At 53.4% G+C, this 18064-nt stretch carries 18 protein-coding genes; 8 read left to right on the top strand and 10 right to left on the bottom strand.

Features of this window, described 5'->3' with window-relative positions; translation table 11 throughout:
- Nucleotides 1–108 precede the first annotated feature (108 nt).
- The 3 genes from ascG (at nt 109) to hypF (ending at nt 4200) form a co-directional block, all read left to right on the top strand.
- On the top strand, nt 109–1119 hold the full coding sequence (ascG, locus tag FEM44_RS03430) for a DNA-binding transcriptional regulator AscG (protein ID WP_097512841.1): 1011 nt from the start codon (nt 109–111) through the stop codon (nt 1117–1119).
- Between the two features lie 148 nt (nt 1120–1267).
- Nucleotides 1268–1795 (top strand): electron transport protein HydN, encoded by a 528-nt coding sequence (gene hydN / locus FEM44_RS03425; RefSeq protein ID WP_001078777.1) that lies wholly within the window; start codon nt 1268–1270, stop codon nt 1793–1795.
- Between the two features lie 152 nt (nt 1796–1947).
- A complete protein-coding gene (gene hypF / locus FEM44_RS03420; protein WP_135521312.1) occupies nt 1948–4200 on the top strand; it encodes a carbamoyltransferase HypF in 2253 nt (750 codons plus the stop codon).
- A gap of 419 nt (nt 4201–4619) precedes the next feature.
- Here hypF and norW read toward each other — a convergent pair whose 3' ends face one another.
- Both norW and norV read right to left on the bottom strand, forming a co-directional pair.
- Nucleotides 4620–5753: an NADH:flavorubredoxin reductase NorW gene (norW, locus tag FEM44_RS03415; RefSeq protein ID WP_135521317.1), complete on the bottom strand. Its 1134-nt coding sequence runs from the start codon at nt 5751–5753 to the stop codon at nt 4620–4622.
- A complete protein-coding gene (gene norV / locus FEM44_RS03410; RefSeq protein WP_138158862.1) occupies nt 5750–7189 on the bottom strand; it encodes an anaerobic nitric oxide reductase flavorubredoxin in 1440 nt (479 codons plus the stop codon). The genes norW and norV overlap by 4 nt, the downstream gene beginning before the upstream one ends.
- A 186-nt stretch (nt 7190–7375) precedes the next feature.
- Between norV and norR the strand changes: the two genes are divergently transcribed.
- Nucleotides 7376–8890, top strand: coding sequence for a nitric oxide reductase transcriptional regulator NorR (gene norR, locus FEM44_RS03405; RefSeq protein WP_135521320.1), 1515 nt, complete (start codon nt 7376–7378; stop codon nt 8888–8890).
- Here the strand turns inward: norR and gutQ are convergent.
- From gutQ to srlA, 7 genes are all read right to left on the bottom strand, one after another.
- Nucleotides 8887–9852, bottom strand: a complete 966-nt coding sequence (gutQ, locus tag FEM44_RS03400) for an arabinose-5-phosphate isomerase GutQ (protein ID WP_135521323.1) — start codon at nt 9850–9852, stop codon at nt 8887–8889. The genes norR and gutQ overlap by 4 nt on opposite strands.
- The gene (gene srlR, locus FEM44_RS03395) at nt 9845–10618 is read right to left on the bottom strand and encodes a glucitol operon DNA-binding transcriptional repressor SrlR (RefSeq protein ID WP_119828361.1); all 774 of its coding nucleotides are present in this window, start codon (nt 10616–10618) and stop codon (nt 9845–9847) included. Before srlR ends, gutQ begins: the two co-directional genes overlap by 8 nt.
- Nucleotides 10619–10684: 66 nt before the next feature.
- On the bottom strand, nt 10685–11044 hold the full coding sequence (gene gutM, locus FEM44_RS03390) for a transcriptional regulator GutM (protein ID WP_135521326.1): 360 nt from the start codon (nt 11042–11044) through the stop codon (nt 10685–10687).
- A 105-nt stretch (nt 11045–11149) separates the two neighbouring features.
- A complete protein-coding gene (gene srlD, locus FEM44_RS03385) occupies nt 11150–11929 on the bottom strand; it encodes a sorbitol-6-phosphate dehydrogenase (RefSeq protein ID WP_001077351.1) in 780 nt (259 codons plus the stop codon).
- A 4-nt stretch (nt 11930–11933) separates the two neighbouring features.
- A complete protein-coding gene (gene srlB, locus FEM44_RS03380) occupies nt 11934–12305 on the bottom strand; it encodes a PTS glucitol/sorbitol transporter subunit IIA (RefSeq protein ID WP_135521329.1) in 372 nt (123 codons plus the stop codon).
- Nucleotides 12306–12315: 10 nt separating this feature from the next.
- Nucleotides 12316–13275 (bottom strand): PTS glucitol/sorbitol transporter subunit IIB, encoded by a 960-nt coding sequence (gene srlE, locus FEM44_RS03375; RefSeq protein WP_135521332.1) that lies wholly within the window; start codon nt 13273–13275, stop codon nt 12316–12318.
- On the bottom strand, nt 13272–13835 hold the full coding sequence (srlA, locus tag FEM44_RS03370) for a PTS glucitol/sorbitol transporter subunit IIC (RefSeq protein ID WP_000573321.1): 564 nt from the start codon (nt 13833–13835) through the stop codon (nt 13272–13274). The genes srlE and srlA overlap by 4 nt, the downstream gene beginning before the upstream one ends.
- Before the next feature lie 255 nt (nt 13836–14090).
- Here srlA and mltB point away from each other — a divergent pair, with 255 nt between their 5' ends.
- Complete coding sequence (gene mltB / locus FEM44_RS03365; RefSeq protein WP_135521335.1) at nt 14091–15176, top strand: lytic murein transglycosylase B; 1086 nt, start codon at nt 14091–14093, stop codon at nt 15174–15176.
- Between the two features lie 46 nt (nt 15177–15222).
- Here mltB and FEM44_RS03360 read toward each other — a convergent pair whose 3' ends face one another.
- Nucleotides 15223–15462: a hypothetical protein gene (locus FEM44_RS03360; RefSeq protein ID WP_135403803.1), complete on the bottom strand. Its 240-nt coding sequence runs from the start codon at nt 15460–15462 to the stop codon at nt 15223–15225.
- Nucleotides 15463–15643: 181 nt separating this feature from the next.
- Here FEM44_RS03360 and pncC point away from each other — a divergent pair, with 181 nt between their 5' ends.
- From pncC to recX, 3 genes are all read left to right on the top strand, one after another.
- On the top strand, nt 15644–16141 hold the full coding sequence (pncC, locus tag FEM44_RS03355; RefSeq protein WP_135521337.1) for a nicotinamide-nucleotide amidase: 498 nt from the start codon (nt 15644–15646) through the stop codon (nt 16139–16141).
- 79 nt (nt 16142–16220) lie between these two features.
- Complete coding sequence (gene recA, locus FEM44_RS03350; RefSeq protein WP_000963153.1) at nt 16221–17282, top strand: recombinase RecA; 1062 nt, start codon at nt 16221–16223, stop codon at nt 17280–17282.
- A 239-nt stretch (nt 17283–17521) separates the two neighbouring features.
- Nucleotides 17522–18022: a recombination regulator RecX gene (gene recX / locus FEM44_RS03345; protein ID WP_135521340.1), complete on the top strand. Its 501-nt coding sequence runs from the start codon at nt 17522–17524 to the stop codon at nt 18020–18022.
- Nucleotides 18023–18064: the final 42 nt, after the last annotated feature.

Raw genomic sequence — 18064 nt, 5'->3', positions numbered from 1 at the left:
TTATATTTGTGAAACCGGTCACCTGAATATTTTTCCCGCTGATTGCGCAAGGACAACCAGCCAGCGGTGCAGTAAACTGCGATGACTGCGTGTAAAGGGATGAAAACAATGACGACAATGCTGGAAGTGGCGAAGCGCGCCGGGGTTTCAAAAGCGACCGTTTCCCGCGTGCTTTCAGGTAATGGCTACGTCAGCCAGGAGACTAAAGATCGCGTGTTTCAGGCGGTAGAAGAGAGCGGTTATCGCCCAAACTTGCTGGCGCGCAATCTGTCGGCGAAGAGTACCCAGACGCTGGGACTGGTAGTGACTAATACGCTTTACCACGGCATTTATTTTAGTGAATTACTGTTTCATGCCGCGCGAATGGCGGAAGAGAAAGGGCGGCAGTTGCTGTTAGCCGATGGTAAACATAGCGCCGAAGAAGAACGCCAGGCGATTCAGTATCTGCTGGATCTGCGTTGCGACGCCATCATGATTTACCCGCGTTTTTTAAGCGTGGATGAGATCGATGACATCATTGACGCGCACAGTCAGCCGATAATGGTGCTCAATCGACGCCTGCGCAAAAACAGCAGTCATAGCGTCTGGTGCGATCACAAACAAACCAGCTTTAACGCCGTGGCAGAGTTGATAAACGCCGGACATCAGGAGATTGCTTTCCTTACCGGCTCGATGGATTCCCCCACCAGCATTGAGCGTCTTGCCGGATATAAAGACGCGCTGGCGCAGCATGGTATTGCGCTCAATGAAAAACTTATCGCTAACGGTAAATGGACGCCCGCCAGCGGAGCCGAAGGGGTAGAAACGTTGCTCGAACGTGGGGCTAAATTTAGCGCGTTAGTCGCCAGTAACGACGATATGGCGATAGGTGCGATGAAAGCGTTGCACGAGCGCGGCGTAGCGGTGCCAGAGCAGGTGTCAGTTATCGGATTCGATGATATCGCAATTGCCCCCTACATCGTTCCGGCGCTCTCCAGCGTAAAAATTCCGGTGACTGAGATGATTCAGGAAATTATTGGACGGCTGATTTTTATGCTCGATGGCGGGGATTTCTCACCGCCGAAAACTTTCAGTGGAAAACTGATCCGCCGTGGCTCCCTCATTGCTCTTTCGCAATAAACATTGTCATCACATGTCATCGTCACTTGTGTCGATGACATCGTTTTTTCTGCATTACAGAATTTAATTTCCTTAAATAACAGCAAATTAAAAACTGGCATGATTTGTGAATGTATCGGCGCATTAACTGTCATTGCTGGAGAATTTGATGAACCGTTTCATCATTGCTGACGCGAGTAAATGTATTGGTTGCCGTACCTGTGAAGTAGCGTGCGTGGTTTCTCATCAGGAAAATCAGGACTGTGCATCGCTGACCCCGGAAACTTTTTTACCGCGAATCCATGTCATTAAAGGTGTGAACATTTCCACTGCTACGGTTTGCCGTCAGTGTGAAGATGCACCGTGCGCTAACGTCTGCCCGAATGGTGCTATCAGCCGTGATAAAGGGTTTGTTCATGTGATGCAGGAACGTTGCATTGGTTGCAAAACCTGCGTTGTGGCTTGCCCGTATGGCGCGATGGAAGTGGTGGTGCGTCCGGTGATTCGCAACAGCGGCGCAGGGCTTAACGTACGCGCTGACAAAGCCGAAGCCAATAAATGCGACCTGTGTAACCATCGTGAAGACGGCCCGGCGTGTATGGCGGCTTGCCCGACCCATGCGCTGATTTGTGTCGATCGGAATAAACTTGAGCAGTTGAGCGCAGAAAAACGCCGCCGCACGGCGCTGATGTTCTAAAAATCTTACAGAACTGTTCTGGCATCAAAGGAATTCCCGGAAATATTCGTAGAATACGGAGCGGGCGATATCGCCGACCTGTGACTACCGGATGCGACGCTGTCGTGTCCGGTAGGGCGGGTTACGCAATTCATGATGGCGGGAATAACTCAATGGCAAAAAACACATCTTGCGGTGTCCAACTGCGTATTCGTGGCAAAGTGCAGGGCGTCGGTTTTCGTCCGTTTGTCTGGCAACTGGCACAGCAATTAAATCTTCACGGCGATGTCTGTAATGACGGCGATGGCGTAGAAGTCCGGCTGCTGGAAGACCCGGAAACGTTTCTTGTTCAATTGCATCAGCACTGCCCGCCGCTGGCGCGTATTGATAGCGTCGAGCGTGAGCCGTACATCTGGCCACAACTGCCCACTGAGTTCTCTATCCGCCAGAGCGCGGGCGGTGTCATGAATACGCAAATTGTCCCGGATGCTGCCACTTGCCCTGCTTGCCTTGCCGAAATGAATACCCCAGGCGAGCGGCGTTATCGTTATCCGTTTATCAACTGTACTCACTGTGGCCCGCGTTTCACCATTATTCGCGCGATGCCTTACGACCGTCCGTTTACCGTGATGGCGGCGTTTCCGCTATGTCCGGCCTGTGACAAAGAGTATCGCGACCCGCTCGACCGTCGCTTCCACGCCCAGCCGGTTGCCTGCCCGGAGTGTGGCCCGCATCTTGAATGGGTAAGTCATGGTGAACATGCGGAACAAGAGGCGGCATTACAGGCAGCTATCGCACAGTTAAAAATGGGCAACATTGTCGCCATCAAAGGGATTGGCGGATTTCATCTCGCCTGCGATGCACGTAACAGTAACGCGGTGGCGACACTGCGGGCGCGCAAACATCGCCCGGCGAAACCGCTGGCGGTCATGTTGCCAATGGCAGAAGGTTTACCAGACGCTGCCCGTCAGTTGCTTACCACGCCCGCCGCGCCGATTGTGCTGGTGGATAAAAAATACGTTCCTGAACTTTGTGACGATATCGCCCCTGGCCTTAACGAAGTGGGCGTAATGCTCCCGGCTAACCCGCTGCAACATTTGCTGTTACAGGAACTGCAATGCCCACTGGTGATGACCTCCGGCAACCTGAGCGGTAAACCACCGGCTATCAGCAACGAACAGGCGCTGGCGGATTTGCAGGGCATTGCCGATGGATTCCTGATACATAACCGCGACATCGTGCAGCGGATGGATGATTCGGTGGTGCGCGAAAGCGGCGAAATGCTGCGCCGTTCGCGGGGGTATGTGCCGGATGCGCTGGCTTTGCCTCCGGGCTTTAAAAATGTTCCGCCTGTACTGTGTCTCGGCGCGGATCTGAAAAATACCTTCTGCCTGGTGCGTGGTGAACAAGCGGTGTTGAGTCAGCATCTGGGCGATTTAAGTGACGATGGCATTCAGATGCAGTGGCGCGAAGCGTTACGCCTGATGCAAAACATCTACGATTTCACCCCGCAATACGTTGTACATGACGCGCATCCGGGCTATGTCTCCAGCCAGTGGGCGCGTGAGATGAATCTGCCGACGCAAACGGTGCTGCATCATCATGCCCATGCGGCGGCGTGTCTGGCAGAACATCAATGGCCGCTGGATGGCGGTGATGTCATTGCGTTGACGCTCGACGGTATCGGTATGGGGGAGAACGGCGCTTTGTGGGGCGGCGAGTGTCTGCGGGTGAACTATCGCGAATGCCAGCACCTTGGCGGCTTGCCTGCAGTGGCGCTTCCGGGGGGCGATTTGGCTGCAAAGCAGCCGTGGCGTAACTTGCTGGCGCAGTGCCTGCGCTTTGTGCTGGAGTGGCAGAATTACTCTGAAACGGCAAGTGTGCAACAGCAAAACTGGAGCGTGCTGGCGCGGGCCATTGAGCGTGGAATCAATGCGCCGCTGGCGTCATCGTGTGGGCGGTTGTTCGATGCCGTAGCGGCGGCACTGGGCTGTGCGCCAGCCACGTTAAGTTATGAAGGTGAAGCGGCTTGTGCGCTCGAGGCGCTGGCGGCTTCGTGCCACGGAGTGACACATCCGGTGACGATGCCATTGGTGGACAATCAACTGGATCTCGCTACTTTCTGGCAGCAGTGGCTGAACTGGCAGGCACCGGTTAATCAACGCGCGTGGGCATTTCATGATGCGCTGGCGCAGGGTTTTGCCGCGTTGATGCGTGAGCAGGCCACGATGCGTGGTATCACTACGCTGGTATTTAGCGGCGGGGTTATTCATAACCGTTTGCTGCGTGCACGTCTGGCGCATTATCTCGCTGATTTCACATTGCTCTTTCCACAGAGTTTACCGGCGGGTGATGGCGGTTTGTCTCTGGGGCAGGGGGTTATTGCTGCGGCGCGTTGGTTGGCAGGGGAAGTCCAGAACGGATAAAGCGTGTTGCATTTGGACACCATTGCCGGATGCGGCGTAAACGCCTTATCCGGCCTACACGTGCGTCCCCGTAGGTCGGGTAAGACGCGCCAGCGTCGCATCCGACATTTTGGGTACAGTAGCCGGATGCGACATGAACGCAGTATGTGACCAACACATGCGTCCCCGTAGGTCGGATAAGACGCGCCAGCGTCGCATCCGACATTTTGGGTACAGTAGGCGGATGCGACATGAACGCAGTATGTGACCAACACATGTGCTCCCCGTAGGTCGGATAAGACGCGCCTGCGTCGCATCCGACATTTTGGGCACAGTAGGCGGATGCGACATGAACGCATTATGTGACCAACACATGCGTCCCCGTAGGTCGGATAAGACGCGCCAGCGTCGCATCCGACATTTTGGGTACAATAGCCCACCTATACCGGCAACGTTTTCAACAATCCAAATGCCTCTTTCATCCGATCCTCACTGACCACAAAGGCGCGAAGCTGGTCGGCATCATCAACGCCGCGCGCCACCATCCCCTGGCTTTCGGTACAAATCTGCCAGCGCAAATCCCGACGTTGGGTTTCGCCTGCCAGATGCAGCGGTAATTCCGGCGTTTTGATTTTTACCAGCATCGCCGGTAGTTTCAGCGGCGTGTTATTGCCGAGAAGATTTTTTGCCAGCACCATCGCGCTAAGTTGAATCGGTTGCAGGAACGGCAATATCTGACCGTTAATTTCTGCGCAATCGCCCAGCGCGTAAATATCGGCGTTACTGGTTTGCAGATAACTATCGACGCAAACGCCGCGATTAATCGTCAGCCCGGCGCGTCGTGCCAGTGCAGTTTCCGGGCGCAGTCCGGTGGCGGCAATCACCGCATCCACTTCGATGCTGCGCTGGCGGTCCAGCGTTGCCCAAATGCCAGAATCCGTTTTTTCCAGCCCCTGCAGCTGAGATTTCAACAGCAGATGAACGCCCATCTCCGTCAACCGATGCTGCAAGCGGCTGCTTACTTCCGGTGGCATTAACGACGCCAGAATACTGGCGGCGTTGTCGATTAGCGTGACCGCTTTTCCTGCCCGACAAAAATCCATCGCCAATTCGCTACCAATCAAACCACCGCCGACAATCAACACGCGTCGGGCATCCCGCAGTTGCGTTTCACAGGCGCGATACTCTTGCTGACTATTTAACGTCAGCATTAACTCACGCCCAGGTACTGGCGGGACAAAGGCACTGGCACCAGTTGCCAGCACCAGCTTGTCGTATTGCCACTGATTATTCTGGCTTTTCACCACATGGGCTTCGGCATCGATATCCGTCAGCCGGGTGTGCGGAAACAGGCGCAGATTAAACTGCTCGGCAAATTCACCCGCCGTCTGGCGGGTAAGGTCGTCGGCACGTTGCCCCTGGCTGATAACATGGCTGAGATCAGGTTTGTTGTACTCATCTATGCTGTCGGCGGCAATCAGGGTTAATGGAATACTGGCGTCCTGTTTGCGAATATTTTTCACCAGTTGGCGGGCGGCGAAGCCCGAACCAATGATCACAATGCCGTTGCTCATTTTGCCTCCGATGCCAGTTCGTCAAAGACGTCTTTACCGAGGGAACATTCCGGGCAGAGGAAGTTGTCCGGGACTTCACTCCACGGCGTTCCCGGTGCAACGTCCTGCATTGGCTCGCCTTTTGCCGGATCGTAAATCCACTGACAGACGCTGCACTGCATCCGTGGGCCGAGGTCAGCCGTCGTGGTGGCAGAGGTTTCTTCTTCAACCACCGTATTCACCGTGCTCTGCGGCAGCGGCGCGAGCGCCCACTGACGGGCGATTTCGCGACCGTGTTCACGGCATAACTCCAGAGCGTCCTGGTCCGGTCGCCATTTGGCTTTCAGGCTAAGCGACATTTCGAAACCTGCATCCTGCAGGCGCGTGGAAAGACGATCCACCGCACCGCCGCTCCAGCCGTGAGAGCCGAAGGCACTGGCGCGTTTGTTACGGAAGCGTAATCCGGTCATCTCCTCCACCAGCCCGGCGATTTTCGGCATCATCACGTTATTCATCGTCGAAGTACCGACCAGCACACCTTTTGAGCGGAAGACATTGGTCAGGATTTCGTTTTTATCGCTTCGGGCGACGTTGAAAATTTTCACCGCTACGCGTGGGTCGGTTTCCGCAATTCCCTGGGCGATAGCATCGGCCATCATGCGGGTGTTATTCGACATGGTGTCGTAGAAAATGGTGATTCTGTCTTCCTGATAATCCGCCGCCCATTTCAGGTACAGCTCGACAATTTGCGTCGGGTTATCGCGCCATACCACGCCGTGAGAGGTAGCTATCATATCGACTGGCAAGTTAAAGCCCAGGATCTCGGTAATTTTCGGCGTTACCAGGCGGCTGAACGGCGTCAGGATATTGGCGTAGTAACGCTGGCACTGCTCGAAAAGCTCCGTCTGATCCACTTCATCGTTGAACAGATGCTCGTCGCAGTAGTGCTGACCGAAAGCATCGTTACTGAACAGCACCGCGTCGCCTGTCAGGTAAGTCATCATGCTGTCCGGCCAGTGCAGCATTGGCGTTTCGACAAAAATGAGCTGTTTGCCGTTACCGATATCCAGCGTGTCGCCAGTTTTCACCACATTAAAATTCCACTCCGGATGATGGTGATGACCATTTATCGAGTCGATAGCGTTGGCAGTACAGTAGATCGGTGTGTCCGGAATTTGCGCCATCAGTTCGGTCAGCGCCCCGGCGTGGTCCTCTTCAGCATGGTTAATCACGATGTAATCGATATCCGCCAGATCGATTTCATTACGCAGGTTCTGCACAAATTCGCGGCTGAATTTATGGTCGACGGTGTCGATCAGCACGTTTTTTTCTTCGCGGATGAGGTAGCTGTTGTAGCTGCTGCCGCGCAGCGTTTTATATTCTGTACCGTGAAAATCACGCACTTCCCAGTCACGTTGACCAACCCAATGAATGTTATTTTTCACCACAATAGACATAGCAACCTCAATTTATTCAGCGTGTTCTAAAAAGATGTCTTGCTAATTGCAGATTGCGTGCCAGTTTTTTATCTAATTGTTTTTACTATATAAATAAAATAATGCTCATTAATGAGTAGTCAAAATGACTATCAATCAAATGGTCGATATGACAATATCTATAGTCAAATTGACAGTGAGGCAAAGATGAGTTTTTCCGTTGATGTGCTGGCGAATATCGCTATCGAATTGCAGCGTGGGATTGGTCATCAGGATCGTTTTCAGCGCCTGATCACCACGCTGCGTCAGGTGCTGGAGTGCGATGCGTCTGCGTTGCTACGTTACGACTCGCGGCAGTTTATTCCGCTTGCCATCGACGGGCTGGCGAAGGATGTACTCGGTAGACGCTTTGCGCTGGAAGGTCATCCACGGCTGGAAGCGATTGCCCGCGCCGGTGATGTGGTGCGTTTTCCCGCAGACAGCGAATTGCCTGATCCCTATGACGGTTTGATTCCTGGTCAGGAGAGTCTGAAGGTTCACGCCTGTGTTGGTCTGCCGTTGTTTGCCGGACAAAACCTGATCGGCGCACTGACGCTCGACGGGATGCAGCCCGATCAGTTCGATGTTTTCAGCGACGAAGAGTTACGGCTGATTGCCGCGCTGGCGGCGGGAGCGTTAAGCAATGCGTTGCTGATTGAACAACTGGAAAGCCAGAATATGCTGCCGGGCGATGCCGCGCCGTTTGAAGCGGTGAAACAGACGCAGATGATCGGTCTGTCCCCAGGCATGATGCAACTGAAAAAAGAGATTGAGATTGTGGCGGCGTCCGATCTCAACGTCCTGATTAGCGGTGAGACGGGAACCGGTAAGGAGCTGGTGGCGAAAGCGATTCATGAAGCCTCGCCACGGGCGGTGAATCCGCTGGTCTATCTCAACTGTGCCACACTGCCGGAAAGTGTGGCGGAAAGTGAACTGTTCGGGCATGTGAAAGGGGCGTTTACTGGCGCTATCAGTAACCGCAGCGGGAAGTTTGAAATGGCGGATAACGGCACGCTGTTTCTGGATGAGATCGGCGAGTTGTCGTTGGCATTGCAGGCCAAGCTGCTGCGGGTGTTGCAGTATGGCGATATTCAGCGCGTTGGTGATGACCGCAGTTTGCGGGTCGATGTGCGCGTGCTGGCGGCGACTAACCGCGATTTGCGCGAAGAGGTGCTGGCAGGGCGATTCCGCGCCGATTTGTTCCATCGCCTGAGCGTGTTTCCGCTTTCGGTGCCGCCGCTGCGTGAGCGGGGCGATGACGTCCTTCTGCTGGCGGGTTATTTCTGCGAGCAGTGCCGCCTGCGGCTGGGGCTTTCCCGTGTGGTATTAAGCGCCGGAGCGCAGAATTTATTGCAACACTATAGTTTTCCGGGGAACGTGCGCGAACTGGAACATGCTATTCATCGGGCGGTAGTGCTGGCGAGAGCGACCCGCAGCGGCGATGAAGTGATTCTCGAGGCGCAACATTTTGCTTTTCCAGAAGTGACGGTGCCGCCGCCAGAAGTGGCAGCGGTGCCCGTTGTTAAGCAAAACCTGCGTGAAGCGACAGAAGAGTTTCAGCGTGAAACCATTCGCCAGGCGCTGGTGCAAAATCATAACAACTGGGCTGCCTGCGCACGGATGCTGGAAACTGACGTCGCCAACCTGCATCGGCTGGCGAAACGTCTGGGATTGAAGGATTAAATAATCCCGGCCTGATAGAAATCCTGCAGGTTAATCGCGCCGGTGAGTTTGCCGTTTTCATCCACCACCGGTGCGGCAGTGATTTTGCGCTTCATCAGAACTTCTTTGGCGTCGATGGCGCGACTTTGTGCCTGTAATGTGGTGCCGCCTGTCGTCATCGCTTCATTAACCGGCGTGGTGAGTGCGCCGCCGCCAACCAGCCAGCGACGTAAATCGCCGTCGGTAAATACGCCTTGTACCTGTTGTTGAGCGTCACATACCGCCACCAGCCCCAGACCGGTGCGGCTGAGTTCCAACATCGCATCCATCACGCTGGCAGTTAACGTCACTTGTGGGATAGCGTCATCACGGCGCATCAGATGATGCACTTTATTCAGCAAGCGAGCGCCCAGTGCCCCGGCGGGGTGGGAGCGGGCAAAATCTTCTTCATTAAATCCGCGCGCCTGCATGACCGCCATCGCCAGCGCATCACCCATCATCAGGGTATTCACAGTGCTGGAGGTCGGCGCAAGGTGCATCGGACAGGCTTCGCGTTCTACGGAGATATCCAGCACCGCTTTCGCCGCCAGGCCCAACGGTGACGTCGGTTTGCCGGTCATCGCCAGCAGCGCGATAGATTTGTCTTCCAGACGCGGAATAATCAGATCCAGTTCCTTCGCGCCACCGGAGTAAGAGATAAACAGCATCACATCGCGGCTTTCAATCATCCCCAGATCGCCGTGCAGTGCTTCTGCCGGATGGACAAAAAAAGCCGGTGTGCCTGTGCTGGCAAGTGTTGCGGCGATTTTCTTACCAATGTGGCCCGATTTGCCAATTCCGGAAACCACCACTTTGCCTTCGCAGTGCAGGATGATATTGGCGGCGCGAACAAAATCATCGCCCAGACGTTCCGGTAAACGGCTTGCTTCCTGCAACTCCAGCGTTAACGTCTGACGCCCCGCGTTCAGTAGTGCTTCACTCATTGCTTTCTCCGGTAATGATCACGTCGATCCCTTTATCTTCCAGCGCCTGACGAAACGCGGGATCGATACCTGCGTCGGTAATTAGCTTATCGACACTTTCAAGACTACAAACAACGTTGGGGCTTTTACGACCAAACTTCGATGAGTCCGCCATCAAAATCACTTCGCGCGCGGCATTACACATCGCCTTACTGACGGTATAAACCTCGTTAAAGGTGGTTACGCCCGCATTGAGATCGATGCCGTCGGTGCCCATAAACAATTTATCGAAGGTGAAATGCTCGAAGGCATTCTCTGCCAGCTGCCCGTGAAATGAGGCCGATTTTTTACGAAATGTTCCGCCTGGCATCAGGATAGTTTGTTCGTTATCCAGTTCAGATAGCGCATTGACGATATGCAGGCTGTTGGTCATCACCGTGATGTTATTAAAGCGCGAGAGCAGAGGCACCATCTGCAACACGGTACTGCCAGCATCAAGAATGATCGAGTCGCCATCATGAATAAAACTGACGGCAGCTTCTGCAATCAGCTCTTTCTTGTGGGTGTTGATGAGCGTTTTATGATCGATAGGTGGATCGGATTCCTCTTTATTTAACACCACGCCGCCATAAGTACGAATGACGGTTCCGGCATGTTCCAGAATAACCAGATCTTTGCGAATGGTGGTGCCTGTGGTGTCAAAGTATTGCGCCAATTCTTCAACCGAGCATTTCCCCTGCTTTTGCAGGTACTCCAGAATGGCGGCCTGACGCTGACGAGGTTTCATGGGCGTGATTACCTGATTTAGGTTTCAAAATGATAACTTCGCAAGCTAGTAACATTCACAACGAAATTATCCACGTTTCAGTTTAAGCGCCAATGATAGAGCATTCTGTGATAGTGGATCATGGGGAAAGATCACATCGGGCTTTAAATCACCAGAATTCATACCCTTAATTGCGGGAATTTTTTGCGGTCGGGCGAAGACGGTCAGTCCTTTCATAAACAAGGTGTCGACGATGCGCTGCTGATCGTCCAGCGCGATGGCGACCACGACCCGCGGTTTAAAGCGCCCGCTGGAACGGCCCACGCCAACCCGCCCTTGTTGGCAAAGTGCGTCGAAGGCGCGGTTAAAACGAGAAATTTGCCAACCGCCTAAGGCCAGTTGCGCACACCAGGCGATAACGGCGACGGTGATGAGTGCGGATACCATAACTTCTCCTTAATGTAGTGGCGGAAGTCCTGTAGGCCTGATAAGCGTAGCGCATCAGGCATTCTATTAGTCTCGCGGAGATCCTTAACGGATCTCCGCTGTTGATCAGAACATCACCTGACCACCGGTGACATTGATCGACTGACCAGTGCAGTACGACGCCTTAGGACTGGCGTAGAACAGCAGCATATTCAGCACGTCCTGATAATCGCAGCCGCGTTTGAGCGGTACTTTATCGATGTAATACTGCTCGACTTGATCCGGTTTGATACCCAGCTTGGTCGCGTATTGGGGCAACAGTGACTGGAACATCGGCGATTTCAGCAGGTTACCGAGCATCAGTGAATGAACCGTAATGCCGTACTCCGCCAGATCCAGAGCCAGTGATTGAGTCAGCCCGACACCACCAAATTTTGCTGCGCTGTAGCCAGAGTTGTGTTTGCTGCCCACTTTGCCGGATTTCGAGTTGATCTGAATAATGCGTCCCTGAATCCCGTCGCGGATCATCAAACGCGAAAATTCACGCGCGCACAGGAAATAACCCACCAGATTCACCTGTAGCGAACGGTCAAAATCGCCGAGCTGGAAGTCGCTGATAAAGGCTGCTTTTGCAATTCCTGCGCTGTAGACCAGTAAATCCACACGACCAAAGATTTCATCTACCCCACGAGAGAGCGCCAGAACGCTTTGCTCGCTGGTGGCGTCAGCACCAAAACCGTACGCTGTTCCTTCACCATATTCGGCGTTAATTTCTTGTGCCACATTTGCGGCTTTGTCGCTCTGAATATCGACAACCGCGACGCGATACCCCTCGGCAGCCAGACCGTGGCACAGGAACGCGCCCAGGGTTTGCCCACCACCGATGACAACGGCAACCTGATTCATTTTTTTACTCCTTAACTGATTCAAACTTCAAAACCGACCCCGGAACGATATCGTCGGGTACGGAGCCTGCCACATGGACAGTGCCCGGAAATTCCGCTTCGCTTAAACCATCGAAGCGCAGGGTGACATGACCCAGTTCGCGAAGATTGTTCTCCGCCACACTGCCAACGGCGGTCACCGGATAGCGATGCTGTCCGAGAGAAAATTGCAAACCGGGATGGAGTTCTCCTTTCAATTCGCCGTGGCAATGGATGAAGCAATACTCTTCGAGATCCGCAGGCGCGCCTTCACGAAAGGTGATGAGCATCTGGTCGCTGAAGGCGTCAGTAGCACTCGCGCCGATACGGGTGATGGTGGTCTGATAAATAATGGTCATGTTTTAGCCTCTATTGATAGATAAAACCGGAGACAAACCAGGCGATCAGTACGGTCGGCGCGCCGGTCAAAAAGCGGCTCACCAGTACAGAAGGGACGCCGACGCGAACCGTGTCCTGACGGGCTTCTGCCAACGATAAACCGACCGGGATAAAGTCGCAGGCAGCCTGCGCGTTAATGGCAAACAGCGCCGGTAAAGCCAGATGCGGCGGAATATTGCCGAGGCCAATCTGCACGCCGATCAATACACCGATAACCTGCGCGATAACGGCACCCGGGCCGAGAAAAGGTGAAAGCAGCGGGAAGGAGCAGATAAGCGCTAGCATCACCAGCCCCAGTGGATGGCTGGCCAGCGGAGCAAGACCGTGGGCAATCCAGTCGCCAAGGCCGGAAGCCATAATGATGCCGATGAGCGCCGAGACGAACGCCATAAACGGTAGAATGGTTTTTAATACGGTGTCGATGGTGTCGCGTCCGGACTGGAACAGTACGGCAACGGCAGACCCCATGCCCATTCCCACCTTTGCCAGTAAACCATCGCTCTGTTCGGTAATTTTCTTGCTGGTGTCGTAATCACGGCCCACGGAAGACGGTTGTGGCGTTGCAGCACCCACCACTGTGATATTTTCTTCTTTCACGCCAGAGACATAAATATCTTCCACGATGTACTGCGCCAGCGGACCGGACTTGCCCGTCGAATGGATATTGATGGTGGGAATACGCCGTTTTGGATAGATGCCGCAGCGCAGTGTGCCGCCACAGTCGATTACCGCAACGCCGATTTCCGCTTCTGCGGGTTCACCTTCTTTAAATCCGTCGATAGCCTGCCAGCCAGTAAGCTGCGCCAGTTTGTCGACAATCGCAGGACGTGTACCGGCGGTGATATAGACGATTTTTTTACCGGGCGTGACTTCCAGTTCAAGCGGGCCGCCCCAGCCACCATTGCCTTTTTCGATCCGAATATGCGTCATGATGTCGCTCCTGCCAGGTGAACTTTCTGTTCAAGTTGAATGCCCATCTTTTTCTCGAAAATGGCGGTGGTCAGATCAGTCACCCATCCACGGAAGAAGTTAGTGACCAGACCAACCAGCAGATAGCTCACCGCCAGTGGGCCAAGCGGCAGATTCAGCGTTGTCAGACCGCTGGCAATTCCCAGATAAACAAACAGTTCGCCGGGGTTGATATGAGGGAAGAGACCGTTCATTGAGTGGCAGCTATAAGAGGCCGCTGCGTAATAGCTGGGTTTGTATTTTTCCGGCATAAAGCGACCCAGACTTAAGGTCATCGGGTTACAAAAAACAAACGTGCCAATACACGGAAGCAGCAGGTAACGGGAAACAGGGTTACCGGCGCAACGTTGAGCAAAACGTTCAATACGATGCTGACCGATAAAATTAATCAGCGCGTTCATGATAACCAGCAGGCTAATTAACAGCGGAAGAATGCCGGTCACCATCCCGGTAAACACCTCTCCACCTTTCTGGAATAGCCCGATGAACCACTCTGCGCCATGAGTAATGGTTTCTATCATTGTTCTCTCCTTTGAAATTTATTGTTTTATTACTAAACGGCAACCCAATCTAATCAGATTGAAAGATTTAAAAGTGTTATTTTGATCGCAAAATGAAAGATAAATATTTTAATTTGAAAGTTTAGTTAAAAGGATGGTGATGAAGGTGATTTGTGTTATGTAAAGTCTGTATCAGGCAGTGACTACCGCTTCCTTGTGCGGGGCGGGATGCTTTACCATACTTGCCCCTGGTTGAATCTGTTAAATGGACTCCTCATGTTCAAGCGTCGTTATGTAACATTGCTTCCCCTTTTTGTGTTGCTTGCCGCCTGTAGCAGCAAGCCAAAACCTACTGAGACTGAAACGACCTCCGGAACGCCGTCCGGCGGCTTCCTGCTTGAGCCGCAGCACAATGTGATGCAGATGGGCGGAGATTTCGCCAATAACCCCAATGCGCAGCAGTTCATCGAAAAAATGGTGAACAAACACGGCTTCAATCGTCAGCAGTTGCAGGAAATCCTCTCCCAGGCGAAACGTCTGGATTCGGTACTGCGGCTGATGGATAACCAGGCACCAACCACATCGGTGAAACCGCCATCCGGCCCGAACGGCGCATGGCTGCGTTATCGCAAAAAATTTATTACGCCGGATAACGTGCAGAACGGCGTGGTTTTCTGGAATCAGTATGAAGATGCGCTGAATCGCGCGTGGCAGGTATATGGCGTACCGCCGGAAATTATCGTCGGGATTATCGGCGTTGAAACCCGCTGGGGGCGCGTGATGGGGAAAACCCGCATCCTCGATGCGCTGGCAACGCTGTCATTTAACTACCCACGCCGCGCGGAGTATTTCTCTGGTGAACTGGAAACTTTCCTGCTGATGGCGCGCAATGAGCAGGACGATCCGCTCAATCTGAAAGGTTCCTTTGCCGGGGCGATGGGCTACGGTCAGTTTATGCCATCGTCTTATAAACAATACGCCGTGGATTTCAGCGGCGACGGGCATATCAACCTGTGGGATCCGGTTGATGCCATCGGTAGCGTGGCGAACTATTTCAAAGCGCACGGCTGGGTGAAAGGCGATCAGGTCGCGGTGATGGCAAACGGTCAGGCACCAGGATTACCGAATGGCTTCAAAACCAAGTACAGCATTTCACAGCTTGCCGCGGCAGGTCTAACGCCACAGCAGTCGCTGGGCAATCATCAACAGGCCAGCCTGCTGCGTCTGGATGTTGGGACAGGTTATCAGTACTGGTACGGTCTGCCGAACTTCTACACCATTACCCGTTATAACCACAGCACCCATTACGCAATGGCGGTCTGGCAGTTAGGACAAGCCGTGGCGCTGGCGCGCGTACAGTAACTATCTGCAAGTCTGCAAGAGGGAGGTTAAACTTCCCTCTGCTTTCTTACTGTTTATTCGAATGACGTAACTGCCTGATTTTTTTTGACAGCGATATCGCATATCCCAGGCAGACAACGCCTAACGCAGCCTGACCGAAGTCGAAAGGTTCAAGATAGCCAGAAGATAAAATCTTACATACCACTGCAACCAGGGCGCTGACGCCGCCAATGGTGACCCACATGCGCATTTGCGTGGTCTGTTTGAGTACGTTTTGTGGGGTGTTATCCGTTTTCTTTGTTGCCATTGCTTTTCTCTCCCTGTGAATACATATCAATGCGAACGCGGCATGGTAGCCTTTTTTCTTTACTGGTTGGTCGTAACAGTCTTATTTCGGAATGCGACTCGTAAAATGAATCGCTCGTCCCCATCTTTTACGGGAAAGTGCTATCTTGTCCGGCATAAATATCTGACTGACAGAGGTTGTGATGACTGACAGTGAACTGATGCAGTTAAGCGAGCAGGTAGGGCAGGCGCTGAAATCCCGTGGCGCAATCGTAACAACCGCTGAGTCTTGTACCGGCGGCTGGGTAGCGAAAGTGATTACCGATATTGCTGGCAGTTCCGCCTGGTTTGAACGCGGATTTGTCACCTACAGTAACGAAGCCAAATCGCAGATGATCGGCGTACGCGAAGAGACGCTGGCGCAGCATGGCGCAGTGAGTGAACCCGTCGTGGTGGAAATGGCGATTGGCGCCCTGAAAGAGGCTCGTGCTGATTATGCGGTTGCTATCAGTGGCATCGCCGGACCGGATGGCGGCAGCGAAGAGAAGCCTGTCGGCACCGTCTGGTTTGCTTTTGCCACAGCCCGCGGCGAAGGCATTACCCGCCGGGAATGCTTTAGTGGCGACCGCGATGCCGTGCGTCGTAAGGCGACGGCTTATGCCTTAAATACGCTGCGGCAACAATTTCTACAAAACACTTGATACTGTATGACTATACAGTATAATTGCTTCAACAGAACATATTGACTATCCGGTATTACCCGGCATGACAGGAGTAAAAATGGCTATCGACGAAAACAAACAGAAAGCGTTGGCGGCAGCACTGGGCCAGATTGAGAAACAATTTGGTAAAGGCTCCATCATGCGCCTGGGTGAAGACCGTTCCATGGATGTGGAAACCATCTCTACTGGTTCGCTTTCACTGGATATCGCGCTCGGGGCAGGTGGTCTGCCGATGGGCCGTATCGTCGAAATCTACGGACCGGAATCTTCCGGTAAAACCACGCTGACGCTGCAGGTGATTGCCGCTGCCCAGCGCGAAGGTAAAACCTGTGCGTTTATCGATGCTGAACACGCGCTGGACCCAGTCTATGCACGTAAACTGGGTGTCGATATCGACAACCTGCTGTGCTCCCAGCCGGACACCGGCGAGCAGGCACTGGAAATCTGTGACGCCCTGGCGCGATCTGGCGCAGTAGACGTTATCGTCGTTGACTCCGTGGCGGCACTGACACCGAAAGCGGAAATCGAAGGTGAAATCGGCGACTCTCACATGGGCCTTGCAGCACGTATGATGAGCCAGGCGATGCGTAAGCTGGCGGGTAACCTGAAACAGTCCAACACGCTGCTGATCTTCATCAACCAGATCCGTATGAAAATTGGTGTGATGTTCGGTAACCCGGAAACCACTACCGGTGGTAACGCGCTGAAATTCTACGCCTCTGTTCGTCTCGACATCCGTCGTATCGGCGCGGTGAAAGAGGGCGAAAACGTAGTGGGTAGCGAAACCCGCGTGAAAGTGGTGAAGAACAAAATTGCAGCGCCGTTTAAACAGGCTGAATTCCAGATCCTCTACGGTGAAGGCATCAACTTCTACGGCGAGTTGGTTGACCTGGGCGTGAAAGAGAAGCTGATCGAGAAAGCTGGCGCGTGGTACAGCTATAAAGGTGAGAAGATCGGCCAGGGTAAAGCGAATGCGACTGCCTGGCTGAAAGATAACCCAGAAACCGCGAAAGAGATCGAGAAGAAAGTACGTGAGCTGCTGCTGAGCAACCCGAACTCAACGCCGGATTTCTCTGTAGATGACAGCGAAGGCGTAGCAGAAACTAACGAAGATTTTTAATCGTCTTGTTTGATACACAAGGGGCGCATCTGCGACTCTGAGACGGATGACAAACGCAAAATTGCCTGATGCGCTACGCTTATCAGGCCTACATGTACTCTGCAATGTATTGAAGTTGCACGGTTTGTAGGACGGATAAAGCGCTCACGCCGCATCCGGCATGAACAACTCGCACTTTGTCAGCAAAACCTGGGTCGCATCTGCGGCCCTTTTGCTTTTTTAAGTTTTAAGGATATGCCATGACAGACTCAACATCCCGTCGCCCGGCATATGCTCGTCTGTTGGATCGAGCGGTACGCATTCTGGCGGTACGTGATCACAGTGAGCAAGAATTGCGACGTAAACTCGCGGCACCGATTATGGGCAAAAATGGCCCGGAAGAGATTGATGCCACGGCAGAAGATTACGAGCGCGTTATTGCCTGGTGCCATGAACATGGCTATCTCGATGACAGCCGATTTGTTGCGCGCTTTATCGCCAGCCGTAGCCGCAAAGGTTATGGGCCTGCGCGTATCCGTCAGGAACTGAATCAGAAAGGTATTTCCCGCGACGCGACAGAAAAAGCGATGCGTGAATGTGACATCGACTGGTGCGCACTGGCGCGCGATCAGGCGACGCGAAAATATGGTGAACCTTTGCCAACTGTCTTTTCAGAAAAAGTTAAGATCCAGCGTTTTCTGCTCTATCGTGGCTATCTGATGGAAGATATCCAGGAGATTTGGCGAAATTTTGCCGACTGAACGCATACGGTATTTTACTTCCCAGTCAAGAAAACTTATCTT

This window comes from Escherichia sp. E4742 (assembly GCF_005843885.1).
Lineage (GTDB): Bacteria > Pseudomonadota > Gammaproteobacteria > Enterobacterales > Enterobacteriaceae > Escherichia.
The sequence above is the reverse complement of the archived record's forward strand: the minus strand, read 5'-3'. Positions and strand labels throughout refer to the sequence as shown.